This is a genomic window from Pseudomonas sp. H3_C08, from assembly GCF_054669455.1.
Genome location: NZ_CP162803.1, coordinates 5,385,673 through 5,403,129 on the forward strand (window position 1 = coordinate 5,385,673; position 17,457 = coordinate 5,403,129).

A 17,457-nucleotide genomic window follows, 5' to 3' on the forward strand; every position below is an offset into this window, starting at 1 on the left:
ATCCCTTTTCAACTGTCAAAGAGTGTCGAGCGTGGAATCAGAAGTCAGTCGAGTTCAACTCAGTCATGATCCACGCGCGTTGCACGACGATCCTTTACTGGACGGTCTGCTCGCCCTTTGCATGCTGCACCAGAAGCCCGCCAGCGCGGCGATGCTGACCACCGGCCTGCCGCTGCCCAAACAACGCCTGAGTGTCGAGTTGCTGCCCCGCGCGGCGGCTCGCGCCGGCCTGCAAGGTCGGGTGCTGCAGCGCAAACTGGAAGAAATTCCGGCGATCGCCATGCCGGCCTTGCTGCTGCTCAAGGATGGCCGCAGCGCCGTCCTGCTCGGCTGGCAGGGTGACCACGAAGCGCGGGTGTTGCTCAGCGAAACCGACGGTGGCGAGTCCATCGTCAGTCGCGAATTGCTCGCTGACGATTACACCGGCAAAGTCTTCTTCGCCCAGCCGCAACACAAATTCGACGTCAACCACGGCACGCTGATTCCACGTGCCCGCTCGTGGTTCCGCGACACCCTCAAGCGCTCGCGCTGGCTGTACGCCGATGCCATCGCCGCGAGCTTCCTGATCAACATCATCGCCATGGCCGCGCCGCTGTTCGTGATGAACGTCTACGACCGCGTGGTGCCGAACCAGGCCGAAGCGACCCTGTGGGTGCTGGCGCTGGGTATCACCGGCGCCTATATCTTCGACCTGGTCCTCAAAAGCCTGCGCAGCCTGTGCCTGGACCTGGCCGGGAAGAAAACCGACCTGATCATCTCCGCGACGCTGTTCGAGCGCATTGTTGGCATGGCGATGAAATACCGCCCGGCGCGGGTCGGCAGTTTTGCGCAGAACATCCATGAGTTTCAGAGCCTGCGCGACTTCCTCGCCTCGCTGACCCTGACCAGCCTGATCGACCTGCCGTTCACCATCCTCATCTTTATTGTCATCGCCATTCTCGGCGGGCACCTGGTGTGGATTCCGGTGTTGGCCTTCCCGATTGCCTTGCTGATCGGCTACGCGTTGCAGAAACCGCTGGTGGCGACCATGGAGCGCACCATGGCCCTCGGTGCCGAGCGCCAGTCGAGCCTGATCGAAACCCTCGCCGGCCTCGACGCGGTGAAGGTCAACAACGCCGAGAGCGAGCGCCAGTACCAGTGGGAACAGACCATCGGCACCCTCAGCCGCCTCGAGTTGCGAGTGAAAATGCTCTCCGGTCTGGCGATGAACATCACCCTGCTGATCCAGCAACTGGCCGGGGTGATCATGATCGTTTTCGGCGTCTACCAGATCATCGCCGGCAACTTGAGCATGGGCGGTCTGATTGCCTGCTACATGCTTAGCGGCCGCGCCCTCAGCCCGTTGGCCTCGCTGTCGGGTCTGTTGACGCGTTACCAGCAGGCGCGAGTGACCATGACCTCGGTCGACCAGATGATGGAGCTGCCGCAAGAGCGCAATTTCGAGGAGCGCCCGCTGAGCCGCAAGGTCCTGCAAGGCGCGATCGAGTGCCGCCAGCTCAGCTTCACCTACCCGGAACAACAGAACCCGGCGCTGAAAAACATCAACCTGGTGATTCGCCCCGGCGAGAAAATTGGCATCATCGGCCGCAGCGGCTCGGGCAAAAGCTCTTTGGCGAAACTGCTGGTCGGCCTTTACCAACCGGATGACGGCGCCTTGTTGGTCGACGGTGTGGATATCCGCCAGATCGATGTCAGCGAACTGCGCTACAACATCGGTTACGTGCCGCAAGACATCCAACTGCTGGCCGGCACTCTGCGTGACAACCTCGTCTCCGGCGCGCGTTATGTCGAAGATGAGCTTGTCCTGCAGGCGGCCGAACTGGCCGGCGTCCACGAATTCGCGCGTTTGCATCCACAAGGTTACGAGCTGCAAGTCGGCGAGCGCGGGCAGAACCTCTCCGGCGGTCAACGGCAGAACGTTGCACTGGCCCGGGCGCTGTTGCTCAATCCACCGATCCTGTTAATGGACGAGCCGACCAGCGCCATGGACAACACTGGTGAAGAACGACTCAAGCAACGCCTCGCGGCAGTCATAGAAAACAAGACCGTGGTGCTGGTGACGCACCGGGCGTCGCTGCTGTCGCTGGTCGATCGCCTGCTGGTGGTTGACCGTGGACAGATTCTCGCCGATGGCCCGAAAGCCGCCGTGATGGAAGCGTTGAAGAAGGGGCAGATCAGTGTTGCTTAAGTCGGGTTTCAAGGATTCGATCCGTCGCTACTTCAAAGGCTCGGCATCACTGCAGGGCCAGCCCCTCCCAGAGGTCAACAAAGCGCTGATCGAAGACGCCCCGCGCGTCGTGCGTCTGACCATCTGGGCGATCATCGGCTTCTTTATCTTCCTGCTGCTGTGGGCCAACTTCGCCGTGATCGACGAAGTGACCAAGGGCGACGGCAAGGCGATTCCGTCGTCGAAGATCCAGAAAATCCAGAACCTCGAAGGCGGGATCATCTCCGAGCTGTTCGTCAAGGAAGGCCAGATCGTCGAAGCCGGTGCACCACTGATTCGCCTCGACGACACACGATTTGCTTCCAACGTCGGCGAAACCGAAGCCGATCGCCTGTCGATGCTGCTGCGCGTAGAACGCCTCAGCGCCGAAGTGGATGACCGTCCGCTGAATTTCCCCGAGGACGTGCTCAAGGCTGTGCCGGGACAGGCGAAAAGCGAAGAGTCGCTGTACATCAGCCGTCGTCAGCAACTGCACGACGAGATTGGCGGTTTGCAGGAGCAGTTGATTCAGCGTCAGCAAGAGCTGCGCGAATTCGCCTCCAAGCAAGCGCAGTATCGTCAGCAACTCGGCTTGCAGCGTCAGGAAATCAACATGTCCGAGCCGCTGGTGGCGCAGGGCGCGGTGTCCCCGGTGGAAGTGCTACGTCTGAAGCGTGCCGAGGTGGAAACCCGTGGTCAGCTGGATGCAACGACGCTGGCCATCCCGCGTGCCGAATCGGCGATCAAGGAAGTGCAGCGCAAGATCGACGAGACGCGCGGCAAATTCCGCAGCGAAGCGCTGACCCAACTCAATGAGGCGCGCACCGACCTGAACAAGGCCAGCGCGACCGGCAAGGCCCTGGAAGACCGCGTCAGCCGTACGCTGGTGACATCGCCAGTGCGCGGCATCGTCAACAAATTGCTGGTCAACACCATCGGCGGCGTGATCCAACCGGGCAGCGACATGGTCGAAATCGTCCCGCTGGACGATACCTTGCTGGTCGAAGCCAAGATTCGTCCGCAAGACATCGCGTTCCTGCACCCGGGGCAGGAAGCGATCGTGAAATTCACCGCGTACGACTACACCATTTACGGCGGGCTGAAAGCCAAGCTTGAGCAGATCGGCGCTGACACCATCACCGACGAAGACAAGAAAACCACTTACTACATCATCAAGGTGCGCACCGAGCGCAGCCACTTGGGTACCGATGAAAAGCCGTTGCTGATCATTCCGGGGATGGTGGCGTCGGTGGACATCATTACCGGCAAGAAGTCGGTGTTGAGTTATCTGCTCAAGCCGATCATTCGTGCGCGGGCAGAGGCGTTGCACGAGCGCTAGATCTTCAGCGCGGCTGCCGGCCTCTTCGTCGGATCGCCGCCCGGAGCAAGCTCGCTCCCACATTGGTTCTTTACCGAACACAAAATTTTCGGTCACTGGAGATCAACTGTGGGAGCGAGCTTGCTCGCGAAGGCGTCAGTCGGATCGCTGCATCTGTCAGGAAGTGACAAAAACCGTCACTCACCATCCAGTCCATTCCGCCATATCGTTATTCAATAACGGTATTTAATTTCCAATTCTTATAGCTATAAAGTCATCCACCTGCGTACCTGCCGACCAATCGGCGCGCCGCACGACCTGAACCAACACGCAATCCAGCGTGAGTGTCTGATCGACGAGCGCGCCCGTGAGCGTGCCGTGCGTGGGAGATGGAAAGATGTCCGCAGCTACTGCTTCCCCAAGCGCCGCGACCGCCGCGCCGCAATCCTTTGAAATCCGCCCTTTCAGCGGTGCCGTCGGCGCAGAGATCATTGGCCTCGACCTCACCCGGCCGATCAATGATCAGGACTTTGCGCGCATTCATCGCGCGCACCTGGATCACCACGTCGTGGTATTTCGCGACCAGCAAATCACCCCGCAACAACAGATCGACTTCAGCCGCCGTTTCGGTGTGTTGCAGATCCATGTGCTCAAGCAGTTCCTGCTGGCCAACCACCCGGAAATCCTCATCGTTTCCAACATCATCGAAAACGGCCAGAACATCGGCCTCGGTGATGCTGGCAAGTTCTGGCACTCCGACCTTTCCTATAAAGAGCTGCCAAGTCTCGGCTCGATGCTGCATGCGCAAGAGCTGCCTTCCGAGGGCGGCGATACGTTGTTCGCCGACATGCACAAAGCCTGGGACAGCTTGCCCGAGGCCTTGCGCAAAGCTGTTGAAGGTCGTTCGGCCGCGCATTCCTACACCGCCCGCTATAGCGAAACCAAATTCGAAGGCAACTGGCGCCCGACCCTGACCCCGGAGCAACTGGCTCAGGTCGCGGAAGTGGTGCACCCGGTGGTGCGCATGCATCCGGAGAACGGTCGCAAGGCGCTGTTCGTCAGCGAAGGGTTCACCACGCGCATCGTCGGCCTGCCCGAAGACGAGAGCCAGCAGCTGCTGACCGAGCTCTACGCCCACAGCGTGCTGCCGCAAAACATCTACCGCCATCAGTGGCAGCCCCACGATCTGGTGTTCTGGGACAACCGTTCGCTGATCCATCTCGCCGCCGGCTGCCCCGCGCACCTGCGCCGCAAGCTTTATCGCACGACCATTCAGGGCGACGCGCCTTTCTGATTCGCCGGAGATTGATCAAACCATGAACGCTCCCTTGCCAGGCCACGCGGCCAGCAACCTGATCGCCCGCAGCGACGCGTTGCTGGCGGTCGATCATGTCAGCCTCGAATACCGCACGCCGCAACGCGTGGTGCGCGCCACCCATCAGGTCAGTTTTGAAATCGACCCGGCCGATCGTTACGTGCTGCTCGGCCCGTCCGGTTGCGGCAAATCGACGTTGCTCAAAGCGGTAGCCGGGTTCATACAGCCGTGCGAAGGCGAGATCCGTCTGCAAGGCCAGCGCGTCGATGCGCCGGGGCCGGACCGGATCGTGGTGTTTCAGGAGTTCGACCAACTGCCACCGTGGAAAACTGTCAAACAGAACGTGATGTTTCCGCTGCTTGCCTCGCGCACCCTGAAGAAAAAAGAAGCCGAAGAACGTGCGCTGCACTATCTGGAAAAGGTCGGTCTGGCGGCGTTCGCCGATGCCTATCCGCACACGTTGTCCGGCGGCATGAAGGCGCGCGTGGCGATTGCCCGGGCGCTGGCGATGCAGCCGAAAATCCTGCTGATGGACGAACCATTCGCCGCACTCGATGCGCTGACTAGACGCAAGATGCAGGAAGAATTGCTGCTGCTCTGGGAAGAGGTGCGCTTCACCCTGCTGTTCGTCACCCACTCGATTGAAGAAGCATTGGTGGTCGGCAATCGCATCCTGCTGCTGTCGCCGCATCCGGGTCGAGTGCGCGCCGAAGTGCACAGCCATCAATACGATCTGCACAGCCTCGGCGGCGTGGCGTTTCAGGAATCGGCGCGGCGCATTCATCGGTTGTTGTTCGATGAAGGCCAGTCGCCGGAAACCGAGCGTGACCACGACTTCAACGACATTCGCATCGCTTATTGAGCGGCCAGGAGGACTACCCGATGAGCCATTCATCATCTGTGCGTGAAGAGTTCGAAATTGTGCTGGAACCGTTGACGCAGGTGCCGGTCGAGCGAGAGCTGTCTCTCGGCACGCGGCTGTGGCAACAGGGCTGGTTGCGTAAAAGCCTGATCCTGATTGTGCTGGCGGTGCTGTGGGAAGTGGTCGCGCGGATTCAGAACAACGACCTGATGCTGCCGAGTTTCCTGCAGACCAGCCATGCGTTGTTCGACGGGCTGCTCAGTGGTGAGTTATTGGCCAAAGTGTGGATATCGCTGGTGGTGCTGATCAAGGGTTATCTGATCGGCATCGTTCTGGCATTTGCCCTGACTACCCTTGCGGTGTCGACGCAATTGGGCCGTGATCTGCTGAGCACGATGACCTCGATGTTCAATCCGCTGCCGGCGATTGCCCTGTTGCCGTTGGCGCTGCTGTGGTTTGGTCTGGGGCAGAACAGCCTGATTTTCGTCCTGGTGCATTCGGTGTTGTGGGCGCTGGCGCTGAATACCTATGCCGGGTTTCTCGGTGTCTCGGAAACCTTGCGTATGGCCGGGCGCAATTATGGTTTGAAGGGCTTGCGACTGGTGCTGTTCATCCTGATTCCGGCAGCGCTGCCGTCGATTCTCGCCGGGCTGAAGATTGGCTGGGCGTTTGCCTGGCGCACGTTGATCGCGGCGGAACTGGTGTTTGGCGCGACCAGTGGCAAGGGCGGTCTGGGTTGGTACATTTTTCAGAATCGTAATGAGCTGTACACCGACAAGGTGTTTGCCGGGTTGGCGGTGGTGATCCTGATCGGGTTGCTGGTGGAGAACCTGGTGTTCGATACGCTGGAGCGGGTGACCGTTAAGCGGTGGGGGATGCAGCGGTAACTCTGTGGCGTTGCGTCTGGCCCCTTCGCGAGCAAGCTCGCTCCCACAGGAGAATGCATTCCAAATGTGGGAGCGAGCTTGCTCGCGAAGGCGTCAGTAAGATCAACGCCTACTCTGAAAGATGTTTGCTAGCATTGCGCCCAGATCAATCCTGATCGGCCAAGAGTGCTCAGCATGCAACTTCCGGACATGAACCTTCTGGTCGCCCTCGACGCCTTGCTCGACGAGGGCAGTGTGGTCGGCGCGGCGCGGCGGATGAATCTCAGCCCGGCCGCCATGAGCCGTACCCTGACGCGGATCCGCGAAGCCATCGGTGACCCGATCCTTGTGCGCGCCGGTCGTGGCCTAGTGCCAACCCCCAAGGCGCTGGAGTTGCGCGAACAGGTGCGCGATGTGGTCGAGCAGGCCGCGCTGTTGTTCCGTTCCGCCGACACCGTGGAACTGGGCACGTTACGCCGTCGTTTCAACATCCGCGCCAATGACTTTTTCATCGGTGTTTACGGCGGCAAGCTGTTCGACACCCTCGATCAATTGGCGCCGCACTGCGAATTGCGTTTCGTCCCGGAAGGCGATGGCGACGATGAGGCACTGCGCGAGGGCCGCATCGATCTGAGCGTCAGCAACACCCGACCCGTCACCCCGGAAGTCAAAGTGCAGAACCTGTTCTCGACGCATTTTGTCGGCTTGGTGCGAGAAGACCATCCACTGCTCGACGGTGAAATCACCGCCGAGCGCTACGCCGGGTTTTCCCATATCAGCATGTCGCGCCGTGGCATCGCGCGCGGCCCGATCGATACGGCGCTGAATGCGCTAGGCCTGGAGCGGCGCGTGGCGGTGATCGCGCCGAGTTTCCATGCGGCGATGTTTGCCTTGCCGGATTCCGATCTGATCTTGCCGGTGCCCAAAGAAGCGCTGCTCAGCGTACGCCGGCTGGGTTTGAAACTGCGCTCATTCGACCTGCCAATCCCGTTGCCGACGCTGATGCTGACCCAGGCCTGGCACCCGCGTTTCGACAAGGATCCGGCACATCGCTGGCTGCGTGAAACCCTCAAGACTTGCTGCGACGAAACCTGGCTGGCGGCCCAGCCTTAACCTGCGAACCCACACAAAACCCTTGTAGGAGTGAGCCTGCTCGCGATAGCGGTGTGTCAGTCAACACATACATTGGCTGACCCAACGCTATCGCGAGCAGGCTCACTCCTACAGAGGTTAATTGTTGCGTCTGGCGCACTTATAACCTGCCAATAAGTCAATTTTAGTCATTGCCAAGCCCGACTAAGATGCTCCGGTATTTTTCCCTCCGGAGTGTGTACTCATGACATCCCTGACGGCCGCGATGCCCATCGCTGCGGCCAGCCCGGCGAAGGCGGCGACGCCACCGGTGTTCGGGGCGCGGATCATCATTGGCCTGGTCGGCGTGCTGCTGGCGGTGCTGGTGTCGGGTCTCAACGAGATGGTCACCAAGGTGGCCCTGGCCGACATCCGTGGCGCGCTGAGCATCGGTTACGACGAAGGCACCTGGCTGGTGGCCAGTTACACCGCCACTTCGGTCGCGGCCATGGCCTTCGCGCCGTGGTGTTCGGTGACCTTCTCGTTGCGCCGCTTCACCCTTTGCGCGATCGGTCTGTTCACGTTGCTCGGCGTGCTGTGTCCATTCGCGCCGAACTACGAAAGTCTGCTGCTGATGCGCATCCTGCAAGGGCTGGCAGGCGGTGCGCTGCCACCGATGCTGATGACCGTCGCCCTGCGCTTTTTGCCGGCGAACATCAAGCTTTACGGTCTGGCCGGATACGCACTGACGGCGACATTCGGCCCCGGCCTCGGCACGCCGCTGGCCGGTTTGTGGACCGAATACGTCGGCTGGCAATGGACGTTCTGGCAAATCATCGTGCCTTGTCTGATCGCCATGGCGATGGTCGCGTGGGGTATTCCGCAGGACCCGCTGCGCCTGGAGCGCCTCAAATCGTTCAACTGGAAAGGCCTGCTGCTGGGCTTTCCGGCGATCTGCATGTTGGTGATCGGTTTGCTGCAGGGCAATCGGCTGGACTGGTTCGAGTCGAGCCTGATCTGTGGATTGCTCGGCGCCGGCTCGCTGCTGCTGGTGGCGTTCCTGATCAACGAGTGGTCGCAGCCGATCCCGTTTTTCAAATTGCAGATGCTCGGTATTCGTAACCTGTCGTTCGCCTTGATGACCCTGGCCGGTGTGCTGATAGTTCTGCAGGCGGTGGTGTTGATTCCGTCGAGTTATCTGGCGCAGGTGCAGGGTTATCGCCCGGCGCAGACCGCACCGATCATGCTGATCGCCGCATTGCCGCAACTGATTGCGCTGCCGTTGGTGGCAGCGTTGTGCAACCTGCGCTGGGTCGATTGCCGCTGGGTGCTTGGCATGGGTTTGAGCATGTTGACGCTGTCCTGCCTGGGCGGATCGCTGCTGACTTCAGAATGGATTCGCGACAACTTCTACGTTCTGCAATGGCTGCAGATCTTCGGCCAGCCGATGTCGGTGCTGCCGCTGTTGATGCTCTCGACCGGCAGCATCCAGCCAACGGACGGTCCGTTTGCCTCGGCGTGGTTCAACACCGTGAAAGGTCTGGCGGCGGTGGTCGCCACCGGGGTGCTTGAGGCGCTGACTACGGCGCGTCTGCATTTCCACTCGACCATGTTGGTCGACAGCCTCGGCAATTCGCCGCTTGCCGATCGCAGCGATCCGGGCCTTGCCCATCGCCTGCACGAACAAGCCGTGGTGCTGACTTCTTCCGATCTCTATGTGTGCATGGCCGGCGTCGCGGTGGCGTTGATCCTGCTGATTTTCTGGCTGCCGACGCGGATCTTTCCGCCCCGCGCGTCGACCTGATTGCTGCACTGAACAATGAAGGTTTTTATGACGACTCAAGCAAAGCAAAAACTCGCGGTGGCCATCGCGGCCGCGCTGGCCTTCGGCGTGCTGGTGTATCTGGCGCTGCCCGGCGTGTTTGGCAAACGCACCCAGCAAAACACCAACGACGCCTTTGTCTCTGCCGACTACACCTTGGTGGTGCCGCGTGTGGCCGGCTTCATCAAAGAAGTGCTGGTGGAAGACAACCAGCAAGTGAAGGCCGGGCAATTGCTGGCGCTGATCGATGATCGCGATTTGCGCGCGTCGGCCGAAGCGGCGGACGCGCAGACCCTGGTCGCGCGGGCGCAATTGCAGAACGCCAAAGCGACGCTGGAACGCCAGACTTCGGTGATCGCCCAGGCGCAGGCCTCGGTGGTGTCGGCCAAAGCTGAAATGGCTTTCGCCCAGCAGGAGTTGAATCGCTACAACCATTTGGCCGGCGTTGGTGCCGGTACGGTGCAGAACGCGCAACAGGCGCGTACTCGCATCGATCAAGCCACGGCGCATCTCGACACCGCCACGGCGAAACTGGCGGCAGAGCACAAGCAGGTCGACATTCTCACGGCTCAGCGGGATGCCGCCGAAGGCAGTTTGAAGCACGCACAAGCGGCGCTGGAAATCGCCAGTTTTGAACTCTCTTACACGCGTATCACTGCACCGCAGGACGGCATGATCGGTGAGCGCGCCGTGCGTGTTGGTGCCTATGTGACGCCGGGCAGCAAGCTGCTGGCGGTGGTTCCTTTGAAGCAGGCATATGTCGTGGCGAACTTTCAGGAGACGCAACTGACTGACGTGCAGCCAGGGCAAGAGGTGCAAGTACGCGTCGACAGCCTGGGTGGTGAAGCGCTGACCGGTCGTGTCGAGAGTATCGCTCCGGCGACGGGCGTGACCTTTGCGGCGGTGAAACCGGACAACGCCACCGGTAACTTCACCAAGGTGGTGCAGCGGATTCCGGTGAAGATCATGCTGGAACCGGGGCAGCCGTTGGCCGAACGGTTGCGGGTGGGCATGTCGGTGGAGGCGAGCATTGATACCAGAAGCTCGGCGACGTCGGTGCGTGAGGTGACTCAGCGATGAGCCGTGTTGATCGAACCGACGCCTTCGCGAGCAGGCTCGCTCCCACATTGGACCTCGGCAACACCGCAGCCCCCCTGTGGGAGCGAGCTTGCTCGCGAAGAGGCCAGTGGCAGCCACTCACTTTAAGTATCTTGCTTGCAGTAAGCCTCAGCGCCTGCACCGTAGGCCCTGATTTCCAGAAACCCGAAGCCACACAAATCGCCGACTGGGCCAAACCTGCCAAATCCGCCCCCAGCCAAGCCAACAGCGAACCCCTGAACGAACGTTGGTGGGAAGTCTTCCACGATCCGCAACTCTCCGCGCTCACTCAACGTGCGGTGCAGAGCAACCTCGACCTGCAACTGGCCAGCAGCCGTCTGCAACAAAGCCGCGCCGCTCGCCAGGTGATCACCGCTGATCGTTATCCGAACACCGCCGCCACTGGCAGTTACGCGCGCAAACGCAACAGCGGCGAGGGCCTGAACGATCCGTCCGGGCACAACGGTGATTCTGCCTTCAACCTGTGGGACGCCGGTTTCTCCGCCTCGTGGGAACTGGATTTCTGGGGTCGCGTGCGCCGCGAAACCGAAGCCGCCGACGCCAACCTCGAAGTCGCCGAAAACGACCGTCGTGGGGTGTTGCTGGCGGTGCTTGCCGACACCGCACAAAACTACATTCAACTGCGCGGCGTGCAAAACACCCGCGCCGTCACCGAGCAGAACCTCGACGTCGCCCGGCATAGCCTGAAACTTTCGCAACTGCGCCTGGCCGACGGCGTGGCGACTGACCTCGACGTCGCCGAAGCCGCCGCGCAAGTCGCGGCCATCGAATCGCGATTGCCGGCGCTGGAGCAACGTCAATCGCAACTGATCAATGCGATCAGCCTGTTGATGGGCGAACCGCCACAGGCATTGGCCAAGGAGTTATCCACTGACGCCGCCGTGCCGCAGTCGCCGCTGCAAGTCGCCATCGGTCTGCCGTCGCAACTGGCCGAACGCCGACCGGATATCCGCCAGGCCGAAGCGCGTCTGCATGCGGCCACCGCCAATATCGGCGTGGCCAAGGGTGATTTCTATCCGCGTATCACCTTGTCCGGCAACCTCGGCTCGCAAGCCATGCAACTCAGCGACTTTGGCTCGTGGGGCTCACGCGCGTTCGGCATCGGCCCGCAATTCAGCCTGCCGCTGTTCGACGGCGGACGCCTGCGCGGCATGCTGCAACTGCGCGAAGCCCAGCAGCAGGAAGCGGCCGTCGCCTACCAGCAAACCGTACTGCGCGCATGGCACGAAATCGATGATCAACTGACCGCCTACAACGCCAGTCAACGCCGCCGTGACAGCCTCGCCGAAGCCGTCCGCCAGAACCAGATCGCCCTGCGCACCGCGCAACAGCAATACGTCGAAGGCGTGGTCGATTTCGTCAACGTCCTCACCGTGCAAAGCGCGCTGCTGGCGACGCAGGAGCAGTGGGTTGAGAGTTCGACCGGTGTTTCGTTGGCGATGGTGGGTTTGTACAAGGCGTTGGGTGGGGGATGGGAGTCGGTGTATCCGGCAGAAGTACCTACCAATAATCCGGTTTGAACGCTGGTTTTTTGTGCGTGGCTACTCGGCCTGGAAACTGATTAATGAGCAATTCTTCCTCTGTGATCACGCGGCGCAGCCAGTGAGAGTGATCTTTCAGAGAGCCCGGGGTGGGCCGATTCAAACCTGCCCTGTGAGGAAGAATGACGCCGATGGTTAGGTGAGGAAAGTCCGCACGTATTGCTCTCAATGCGGGGGTGATATCAGTGTCACTCGAAACCAGTACGAGTTGTTCGACGCGATCTTGCGTTGCGAACATTGCCTGCTGGCAGGCAGTGCGATACATGCTGATCGCGATATGAACGTCGGTTTCCTTTTCTTCAAGCTTCCAGATGTCGACCTTGTCCTGACGTGAGGCCTTGGTGTTTTTGTCGATGAATCGAGGCGCTTTAGCCTGCTCAAGATGATGCCGACCAAAATGCACTCTGACATTGGTCGTGCGCAGTGCCCTTATGTAAGTGTCTTGGGCCTCTTTTGAAATTCGGCCCAGCGTCGCGAGTTCTGGTTTTATTGATGAGGTGAAATAGTCAATCGAGACAACGGCGTTCTGCGGGTTTTCGATGTGTGCGACATGAATCAGCAAACCTTCGAGATTGAGCCATTTATAGGGGGTGCCCGCGAGCAGCCCATAGAACAAGTTGTAGCCATCAACAAAGAAAGCAGTACGCACAAATTATTCCTCAGAAACGAAAAAACCGGCCTAGGCCGGTTTCTTCACCCCAACTGCCAGCGAACTGAATCGCTACGTACGGGGTTGAGTAAGGCAATCCTAGATTGAGCGCGTCATGCAGGTCAACCACCAAATAATTGCACGCTCACTTCGCTGGTTTAGCTCCAGCACCGGCTTGTCAGTTTTGGTTGCTGGTATCCGCCATGGTCAAGCCATTTAAGGGCTTGTGTATTAGAGGTTGTTGCAGAGAGAGGTAAATTCGCTCCGCGCCTATTTGCATAGGTAGCCTGTCTATCGCCATTTTCGCAGTGAGCAATCAGCAGTATCCCCAACTCGTGTAGGACGCCGGAATTTGCCTACATCTCTTAAACGGTCATTGAGCGGCTTTCTCTTTTGAAACATTACATTTCCGAAGAGTGATGGCCTTTCGCTTGACGCTAACCCCCGCTGTCGTAGACTCCGCACATCCGTCAGGGAGTAGCGGTTATGCAGCGTTTTCGCGGTTGGGTTATCGGATTGACCTTAGTTACGTGTGCAGTTCAGGCGCAAACGCCCGGGCCAGACGATCCGCTGCTGGATAATCCGGGGACGGCGGCGGCCACCGCGAGCAGTGAGGCGCGGGGGGTGTTGCGGGCGCGCGATCAGGCGACGCTGGCCAGTGAGCTTTCCGGGCGGATTGTCGAACTGCCGTTCAGTGAGGGCGAGTCGTTCAAGAAGGGCGATACGTTGGCCCGTTTCGATTGCTCGGCCTATCAAGCGCAGCTGAATGCCGCACAAGCGGCCAGCCGGGGTGCCGGTGAAGAGCTGGCGCACAACAAACAGTTGGCTGCACTCAACTCTGTCGGGCGTTTCGAAGTGGCGCGGGCCGAGGCCAAGGTCAGCGAAACTCAGGCGCAATCCCAGGTGTATCAAGTGCAGGTCAAGCGCTGCAGCGTCGTCGCGCCGTTCGACGGGCAAGTGGTCGAGCGCAAGGTGCAGCGCTATGAAAGCGTGCCGGCCGGTGCACCGCTGCTCGATGTCGTCGATAACCGTACCCTCGAGATTCATTTGCTGGTGCCGTCGCGCTGGATGGCCAGACTCAAGCCCGGCCAGACCTTCAGCTTCGTTCCCGATGAAACCGGCCAGGCCATCGACGCCACGGTCAAACGCCTCGGCGCGCGAATCGATGAGGGCAGTCAGACCCTGTTGCTGGTCGCAACACTTCCCGAAGCCAAAGGTTTGCTCGCCGGCATGAGCGGCACCGCGCGTTTCCCGGAGCTGAAGTGAACGCGCCGGTGAGCGGCGCCGCTGAACAGGTGTTCGCGCGGTTTCTCGACCTTGAACGGCAGACTCGCGCTGCCCGCGATGCCGCGCAACTGGTCTACAGCCTGGTCAATGACGGCCAGTCGTTGTTTGGCTTTCGTCATGCCGCGTTGTTGATCGCCGGCAAGGTGCAAGCCGTGACCGGCGTCAGTGCGGTCGAACCGAATGCGCCGTTCGTGGCGTTCGTTGAGCAGGCCGTGGCGCAGTTGTTCAAGCAGGGTGTGCTGAAGCAAGCGCGGGTGATCGCGCCGGAACTGCTCAGCGAATCGATCCAGGCCGACTGGCGCAGTCTGTCCGCTGCGCAGGTGTTCTGGTTACCGCTGGTGGATCGCGACGCGCAGGTGTTCGGCGGCTTGTGGCTGGCGCGCGATGTGCCGTGGAATCCTTCCGAACAAGTCTTGCTGTCGCAACTCGGTGACACCTACAGCCACGCCTGGCTGGCGCTGCAACCGCGCAAACCGTGGCGGCTGCGCTGGACCCGCAAGCGTCAGGTGGCGTTGCTCGCGGTGCTGTTGCTCGGGCTGTTGCTTCCGGTGCGTCAATCGGTGCTGGCCCCGGCCGAAGTGGTACCGCTGGGTGGCCGCGTGGTGGCGGCGCCGCTGGACGGAGTAATCGCCGAGTTTCTGGTCAAACCCAATCAAACTGTAAAAAACGGCGATGTGCTGGTGCGTTTCGAAAGCACCACGCTCAAGGCGCAGGCCGACGTCGCTGAGCGTGCGCTGGGTGTGGCCGAAGCTGAACTGAAATCCAATTCCCAGCGCTCGTTTGCCGATGCCGAGTCGAGCGCAAAAGTCGACTTGCTCGCCGCTCGGGTTGAGCAGAAGCGCGCCGAACGTGACTACGCCCGTGAGCTGCTCAAGCGCAGCGAAGTGCGTGCCGAACGTGATGGCATCGCGGTGTTCGCCGACGCCGAGCGCTTGACCGGCAAACCGGTGCAGACCGGCGAACGCCTGATGGAAATTGCCGACCCCAATCAGGCTGAACTACGTATCGAACTGGCGGTGGGCGACGCGATCTCGTTGGAGCCTGGTGCCGAAGTGGCGTTGTTTCTCGACAGCGATCCGCTGAAGCGCCATCTCGCCACACTGGAACGCTCGGCGTACGAGGCGCAGCCGACGGCGGGCGGGCAACTGGCCTATCGGCTCGACGCCAATTTTACCGAGGCACCGCCACGCATCGGCCTGCGCGGCACGGCGAAAATCTTCGGCGACCGCGCGCCGCTGGCGCTGTACTTGCTGCGCCGGCCACTGGCCGGTTTGCGCCAGAGTGTGGGTCTGTAGATGAATCTGCCGAGCCTGCGTGCCGACCTGCAACTGTCGCCCGCGGCGCCGGCCTTGGACGGTTCGCCGCGCTGGACCCTCGCCGATCCGGTGCGCGGGCGTTATTTCAAACTGGGCACGGCGGCGATGCGCTTGTTGCGCCATTGGTCGTTGGGCGACGCCGAGCAAGTCTTGCGCGCGGCCAATCGCGAGCCGGGTTTACCGTTGGCCGGCACCGAGCTTGAGCAGTTGCTGGAGTTCTTGCGCGGACACGATTTGATCAGTGCGCTCGACGATCAACAGCGCGCCAGCTACCGCCTCAAGGCCTTGGCGCAGAAGCAAAGCCTGTGGCAAATCCTCCTGCATCAATATCTGTTTTTCCGTATTCCGCTGTGGCGCCCGGACGCGTTTCTCAATCGCGCGTGGCCGTGGCTTGCGCGCTTCGGCCCGCGCCTGCTGCGTTACGGTTTACCGGCGACGCTGGCGTTGGGTGTGTTTCTGGTGGCGCGCGACTGGCAGCGTTTTATCGGCACGTTTCCACACCTGTTCAGCCTCGGCGGCGCATTGGCGTTTGGCGTGGCGTTGTTCTTTGCCAAGCTCTGTCACGAATTCGGCCATGCGTTCATGGCCAAGCGCGCCGGGTGTCGAGTGCAGAGCATGGGCGTGGCGTTCATGGTCTTGCTGCCGATGTTCTACACCGATGTCAGCGACGCCTGGCGGGTCAATGATCGCCGTGCGCGATTGCTGATCGGTGCCGGCGGTGTGCTCGCGGAATTGCTGTTGGCGTGTATTGCGCTACTCGCATGGTCGTTGCTGCCGGATGGACCGGGGCGCACAGCGGCGTTCATGCTCGCCAGCGCCACGTGGATCACCACGCTGGTGGTCAACCTCAATCCGTTCATGCGTTTTGATGGTTATTTTCTGATCAGTGATTTCTGGGAAGTCGACAACTTGCAGGGGCGCGCATTTGCCCTGTGCCGTTGGCGCCTGCGCGAGTTTTTGTTCGGTTATGGCGCCCCGGCGCCGGAGCCGTGGTCGCCGAAGATGCAACGGCGTTTGCTGATCTGGGGGTATGGCTCATGGTTGTGGCGTGCAGCGTTGTTTTTCGGGATCGCACTGGCGGTCTATCACCTGTTTTTCAAGGTGTTGGGGATCTTCCTGATGCTGGTGGAACTGGTGTGGTTCATTTTTCTGCCGATCATGCGTGAGTGGCGCCAGTGGTGGAGCCGCCGCGAAAAGGCGCACGGCCCGCGCGTGCTGCTCAGTGGGTTGGCGCTGCTCGGATTGTTGCTGGTGCTGATCGTGCCGTGGCGCAGTTCGGTGGAGTTGCCGACCATGCTCGAGGCCGGGCGCGCCAGTGCCCTGCACGCGCCGACGGCGGCGCGGGTCAAAGCGGTGAAGGTGACGGACGGGCAGAAAGTCGCGCAGGGCGATGTGCTGATCGAACTGGAGTCACCGGATCTAGAATCGCGGCTGGCGATCGTGCGCCGGGAAATCCAGATCCAGCAGCTGTTGATGCGTCGTCAGGCCAGTCGCAGCGAAACCGCCGCCGACGCTGGCATTGTCGAGCAGCGATTGGCCGAAGCGGTCGCCGAATACCGCGGGCTGACGGCGCAACGCGAACGCTTGCTGCTGCGCGCACCGCAGGCCGGCAACGTGCGTGATCTGCTGCCGAACATGACGGTCGGGCGCTGGCTGTCGAGCAAGGATGCACTGGCACGGGTCGTCGAAGACGGCGCGCGCCTGCGCGGTTATCTCGCCGAAGCCGAATTGTGGCGAGTCAAGCCCGGGGCCAGTGGCCGCTTCATCGCCGATGACCCGATGCACCCGGCGCTCGCCGTGCAATTGAATGAAATCGACACCAATGGCGTGGCCTACGTCGATCAGGAGGCGCTGACCTCCGATCACCACGGGCCGATTGCCGTGCGCCGCGATCAACAGCAGCGGGCCGAACCGGTGCAGGCGCAATACGGCGCACGGCTCAGCGTGCTCGATACCGCGCCGACACCGCCGCAACCGTTGCGCGGTGTTGTGATTTTGCAGGGTAGCGGTGAATCGTTGCTCGGCGTAGCCTGGCGGCGAATGGCGGCGCTGGGGGTCAGGGAAAGCGGTTTCTAACGGAGAGCA

The 17,457-nt window shown here is 61.1% G+C and carries 13 protein-coding genes; 12 read left to right on the forward strand and 1 reads right to left on the reverse strand.

Annotated elements, in window-relative coordinates; genetic code table 11:
• Nucleotides 1-31 precede the first annotated feature (31 nt).
• The 9 genes from AB4N74_RS24605 (at nucleotide 32) to AB4N74_RS24645 (ending at nucleotide 12,099) form a co-directional block, all read left to right on the forward strand.
• Nucleotides 32-2,188: a type I secretion system permease/ATPase gene (locus tag AB4N74_RS24605; RefSeq protein ID WP_093440187.1), complete on the forward strand. Its 2,157-nt coding sequence runs from the start codon at nucleotides 32-34 to the stop codon at nucleotides 2,186-2,188.
• Complete coding sequence (locus AB4N74_RS24610) at nucleotides 2,178-3,545, forward strand: HlyD family type I secretion periplasmic adaptor subunit (RefSeq protein ID WP_007918311.1); 1,368 nt, start codon at nucleotides 2,178-2,180, stop codon at nucleotides 3,543-3,545. The genes AB4N74_RS24605 and AB4N74_RS24610 overlap by 11 nt, the downstream gene beginning before the upstream one ends.
• 376 nt (nucleotides 3,546-3,921) lie before the next feature.
• A complete protein-coding gene (locus tag AB4N74_RS24615; RefSeq protein ID WP_460097468.1) occupies nucleotides 3,922-4,818 on the forward strand; it encodes a TauD/TfdA dioxygenase family protein in 897 nt (298 codons plus the stop codon).
• A gap of 22 nt (nucleotides 4,819-4,840) precedes the next feature.
• The gene (locus AB4N74_RS24620; protein ID WP_460097469.1) at nucleotides 4,841-5,701 is read left to right on the forward strand and encodes an ABC transporter ATP-binding protein; all 861 of its coding nucleotides are present in this window, start codon (nucleotides 4,841-4,843) and stop codon (nucleotides 5,699-5,701) included.
• 20 nt (nucleotides 5,702-5,721) lie between these two features.
• Nucleotides 5,722-6,588 carry an ABC transporter permease gene (locus tag AB4N74_RS24625; RefSeq protein WP_099757659.1) on the forward strand — a complete coding sequence of 289 codons (867 nt, stop codon included), beginning with the start codon at nucleotides 5,722-5,724 and terminating at the stop codon, nucleotides 6,586-6,588.
• 174 nt (nucleotides 6,589-6,762) lie between these two features.
• Entirely contained in the window at nucleotides 6,763-7,680 is a 918-nt protein-coding gene (locus AB4N74_RS24630) for a LysR family transcriptional regulator (RefSeq protein WP_093440208.1), read from the forward strand.
• 223 nt (nucleotides 7,681-7,903) lie between these two features.
• The gene (locus tag AB4N74_RS24635; protein WP_460089421.1) at nucleotides 7,904-9,442 is read left to right on the forward strand and encodes an MFS transporter; all 1,539 of its coding nucleotides are present in this window, start codon (nucleotides 7,904-7,906) and stop codon (nucleotides 9,440-9,442) included.
• A 27-nt stretch (nucleotides 9,443-9,469) separates the two neighbouring features.
• Nucleotides 9,470-10,540 (forward strand): HlyD family secretion protein, encoded by a 1,071-nt coding sequence (locus AB4N74_RS24640; RefSeq protein ID WP_460097472.1) that lies wholly within the window; start codon nucleotides 9,470-9,472, stop codon nucleotides 10,538-10,540.
• A complete protein-coding gene (locus tag AB4N74_RS24645) occupies nucleotides 10,537-12,099 on the forward strand; it encodes an efflux transporter outer membrane subunit (RefSeq protein WP_460097474.1) in 1,563 nt (520 codons plus the stop codon). Before AB4N74_RS24640 ends, AB4N74_RS24645 begins: the two co-directional genes overlap by 4 nt.
• Here the strand turns inward: AB4N74_RS24645 and AB4N74_RS24650 are convergent.
• Entirely contained in the window at nucleotides 12,080-12,769 is a 690-nt protein-coding gene (locus AB4N74_RS24650; RefSeq protein ID WP_016985563.1) for an NYN domain-containing protein, read from the reverse strand. The two genes, AB4N74_RS24645 and AB4N74_RS24650, sit on opposite strands and share 20 nt — an antisense overlap.
• A 486-nt stretch (nucleotides 12,770-13,255) precedes the next feature.
• On the opposite strand from AB4N74_RS24650, the gene AB4N74_RS24655 reads away from it, so the two are divergent.
• From AB4N74_RS24655 to AB4N74_RS24665, 3 genes are read left to right on the forward strand one after another with little or no spacing between them, the layout of a single operon-like run.
• Nucleotides 13,256-14,035, forward strand: coding sequence for an efflux RND transporter periplasmic adaptor subunit (locus tag AB4N74_RS24655; RefSeq protein WP_427120402.1), 780 nt, complete (start codon nucleotides 13,256-13,258; stop codon nucleotides 14,033-14,035).
• Nucleotides 14,032-15,351 carry an efflux RND transporter periplasmic adaptor subunit gene (locus AB4N74_RS24660; protein WP_460097476.1) on the forward strand — a complete coding sequence of 440 codons (1,320 nt, stop codon included), beginning with the start codon at nucleotides 14,032-14,034 and terminating at the stop codon, nucleotides 15,349-15,351. The genes AB4N74_RS24655 and AB4N74_RS24660 overlap by 4 nt, the downstream gene beginning before the upstream one ends.
• Nucleotides 15,352-17,448 carry an efflux RND transporter periplasmic adaptor subunit gene (locus tag AB4N74_RS24665; RefSeq protein ID WP_460097478.1) on the forward strand — a complete coding sequence of 699 codons (2,097 nt, stop codon included), beginning with the start codon at nucleotides 15,352-15,354 and terminating at the stop codon, nucleotides 17,446-17,448.
• The last annotated feature ends 9 nt before the right edge of the window (nucleotides 17,449-17,457 follow it).

Coding starts and splice junctions, on each gene's coding strand:
- AB4N74_RS24640 (WP_460097472.1), top strand. CDS start 9,470: ATGACGACTCAAGCAAAGCAAAAACTCGCGGTGGCCATCGCGGCCGCG.
- AB4N74_RS24645 (WP_460097474.1), top strand. CDS start 10,537: ATGAGCCGTGTTGATCGAACCGACGCCTTCGCGAGCAGGCTCGCTCCC.
- AB4N74_RS24615 (WP_460097468.1), top strand. CDS start 3,922: ATGTCCGCAGCTACTGCTTCCCCAAGCGCCGCGACCGCCGCGCCGCAA.
- AB4N74_RS24655 (WP_427120402.1), top strand. CDS start 13,256: ATGCAGCGTTTTCGCGGTTGGGTTATCGGATTGACCTTAGTTACGTGT.
- AB4N74_RS24635 (WP_460089421.1), top strand. CDS start 7,904: ATGACATCCCTGACGGCCGCGATGCCCATCGCTGCGGCCAGCCCGGCG.
- AB4N74_RS24665 (WP_460097478.1), top strand. CDS start 15,352: ATGAATCTGCCGAGCCTGCGTGCCGACCTGCAACTGTCGCCCGCGGCG.
- AB4N74_RS24620 (WP_460097469.1), top strand. CDS start 4,841: ATGAACGCTCCCTTGCCAGGCCACGCGGCCAGCAACCTGATCGCCCGC.
- AB4N74_RS24625 (WP_099757659.1), top strand. CDS start 5,722: ATGAGCCATTCATCATCTGTGCGTGAAGAGTTCGAAATTGTGCTGGAA.
- AB4N74_RS24630 (WP_093440208.1), top strand. CDS start 6,763: ATGCAACTTCCGGACATGAACCTTCTGGTCGCCCTCGACGCCTTGCTC.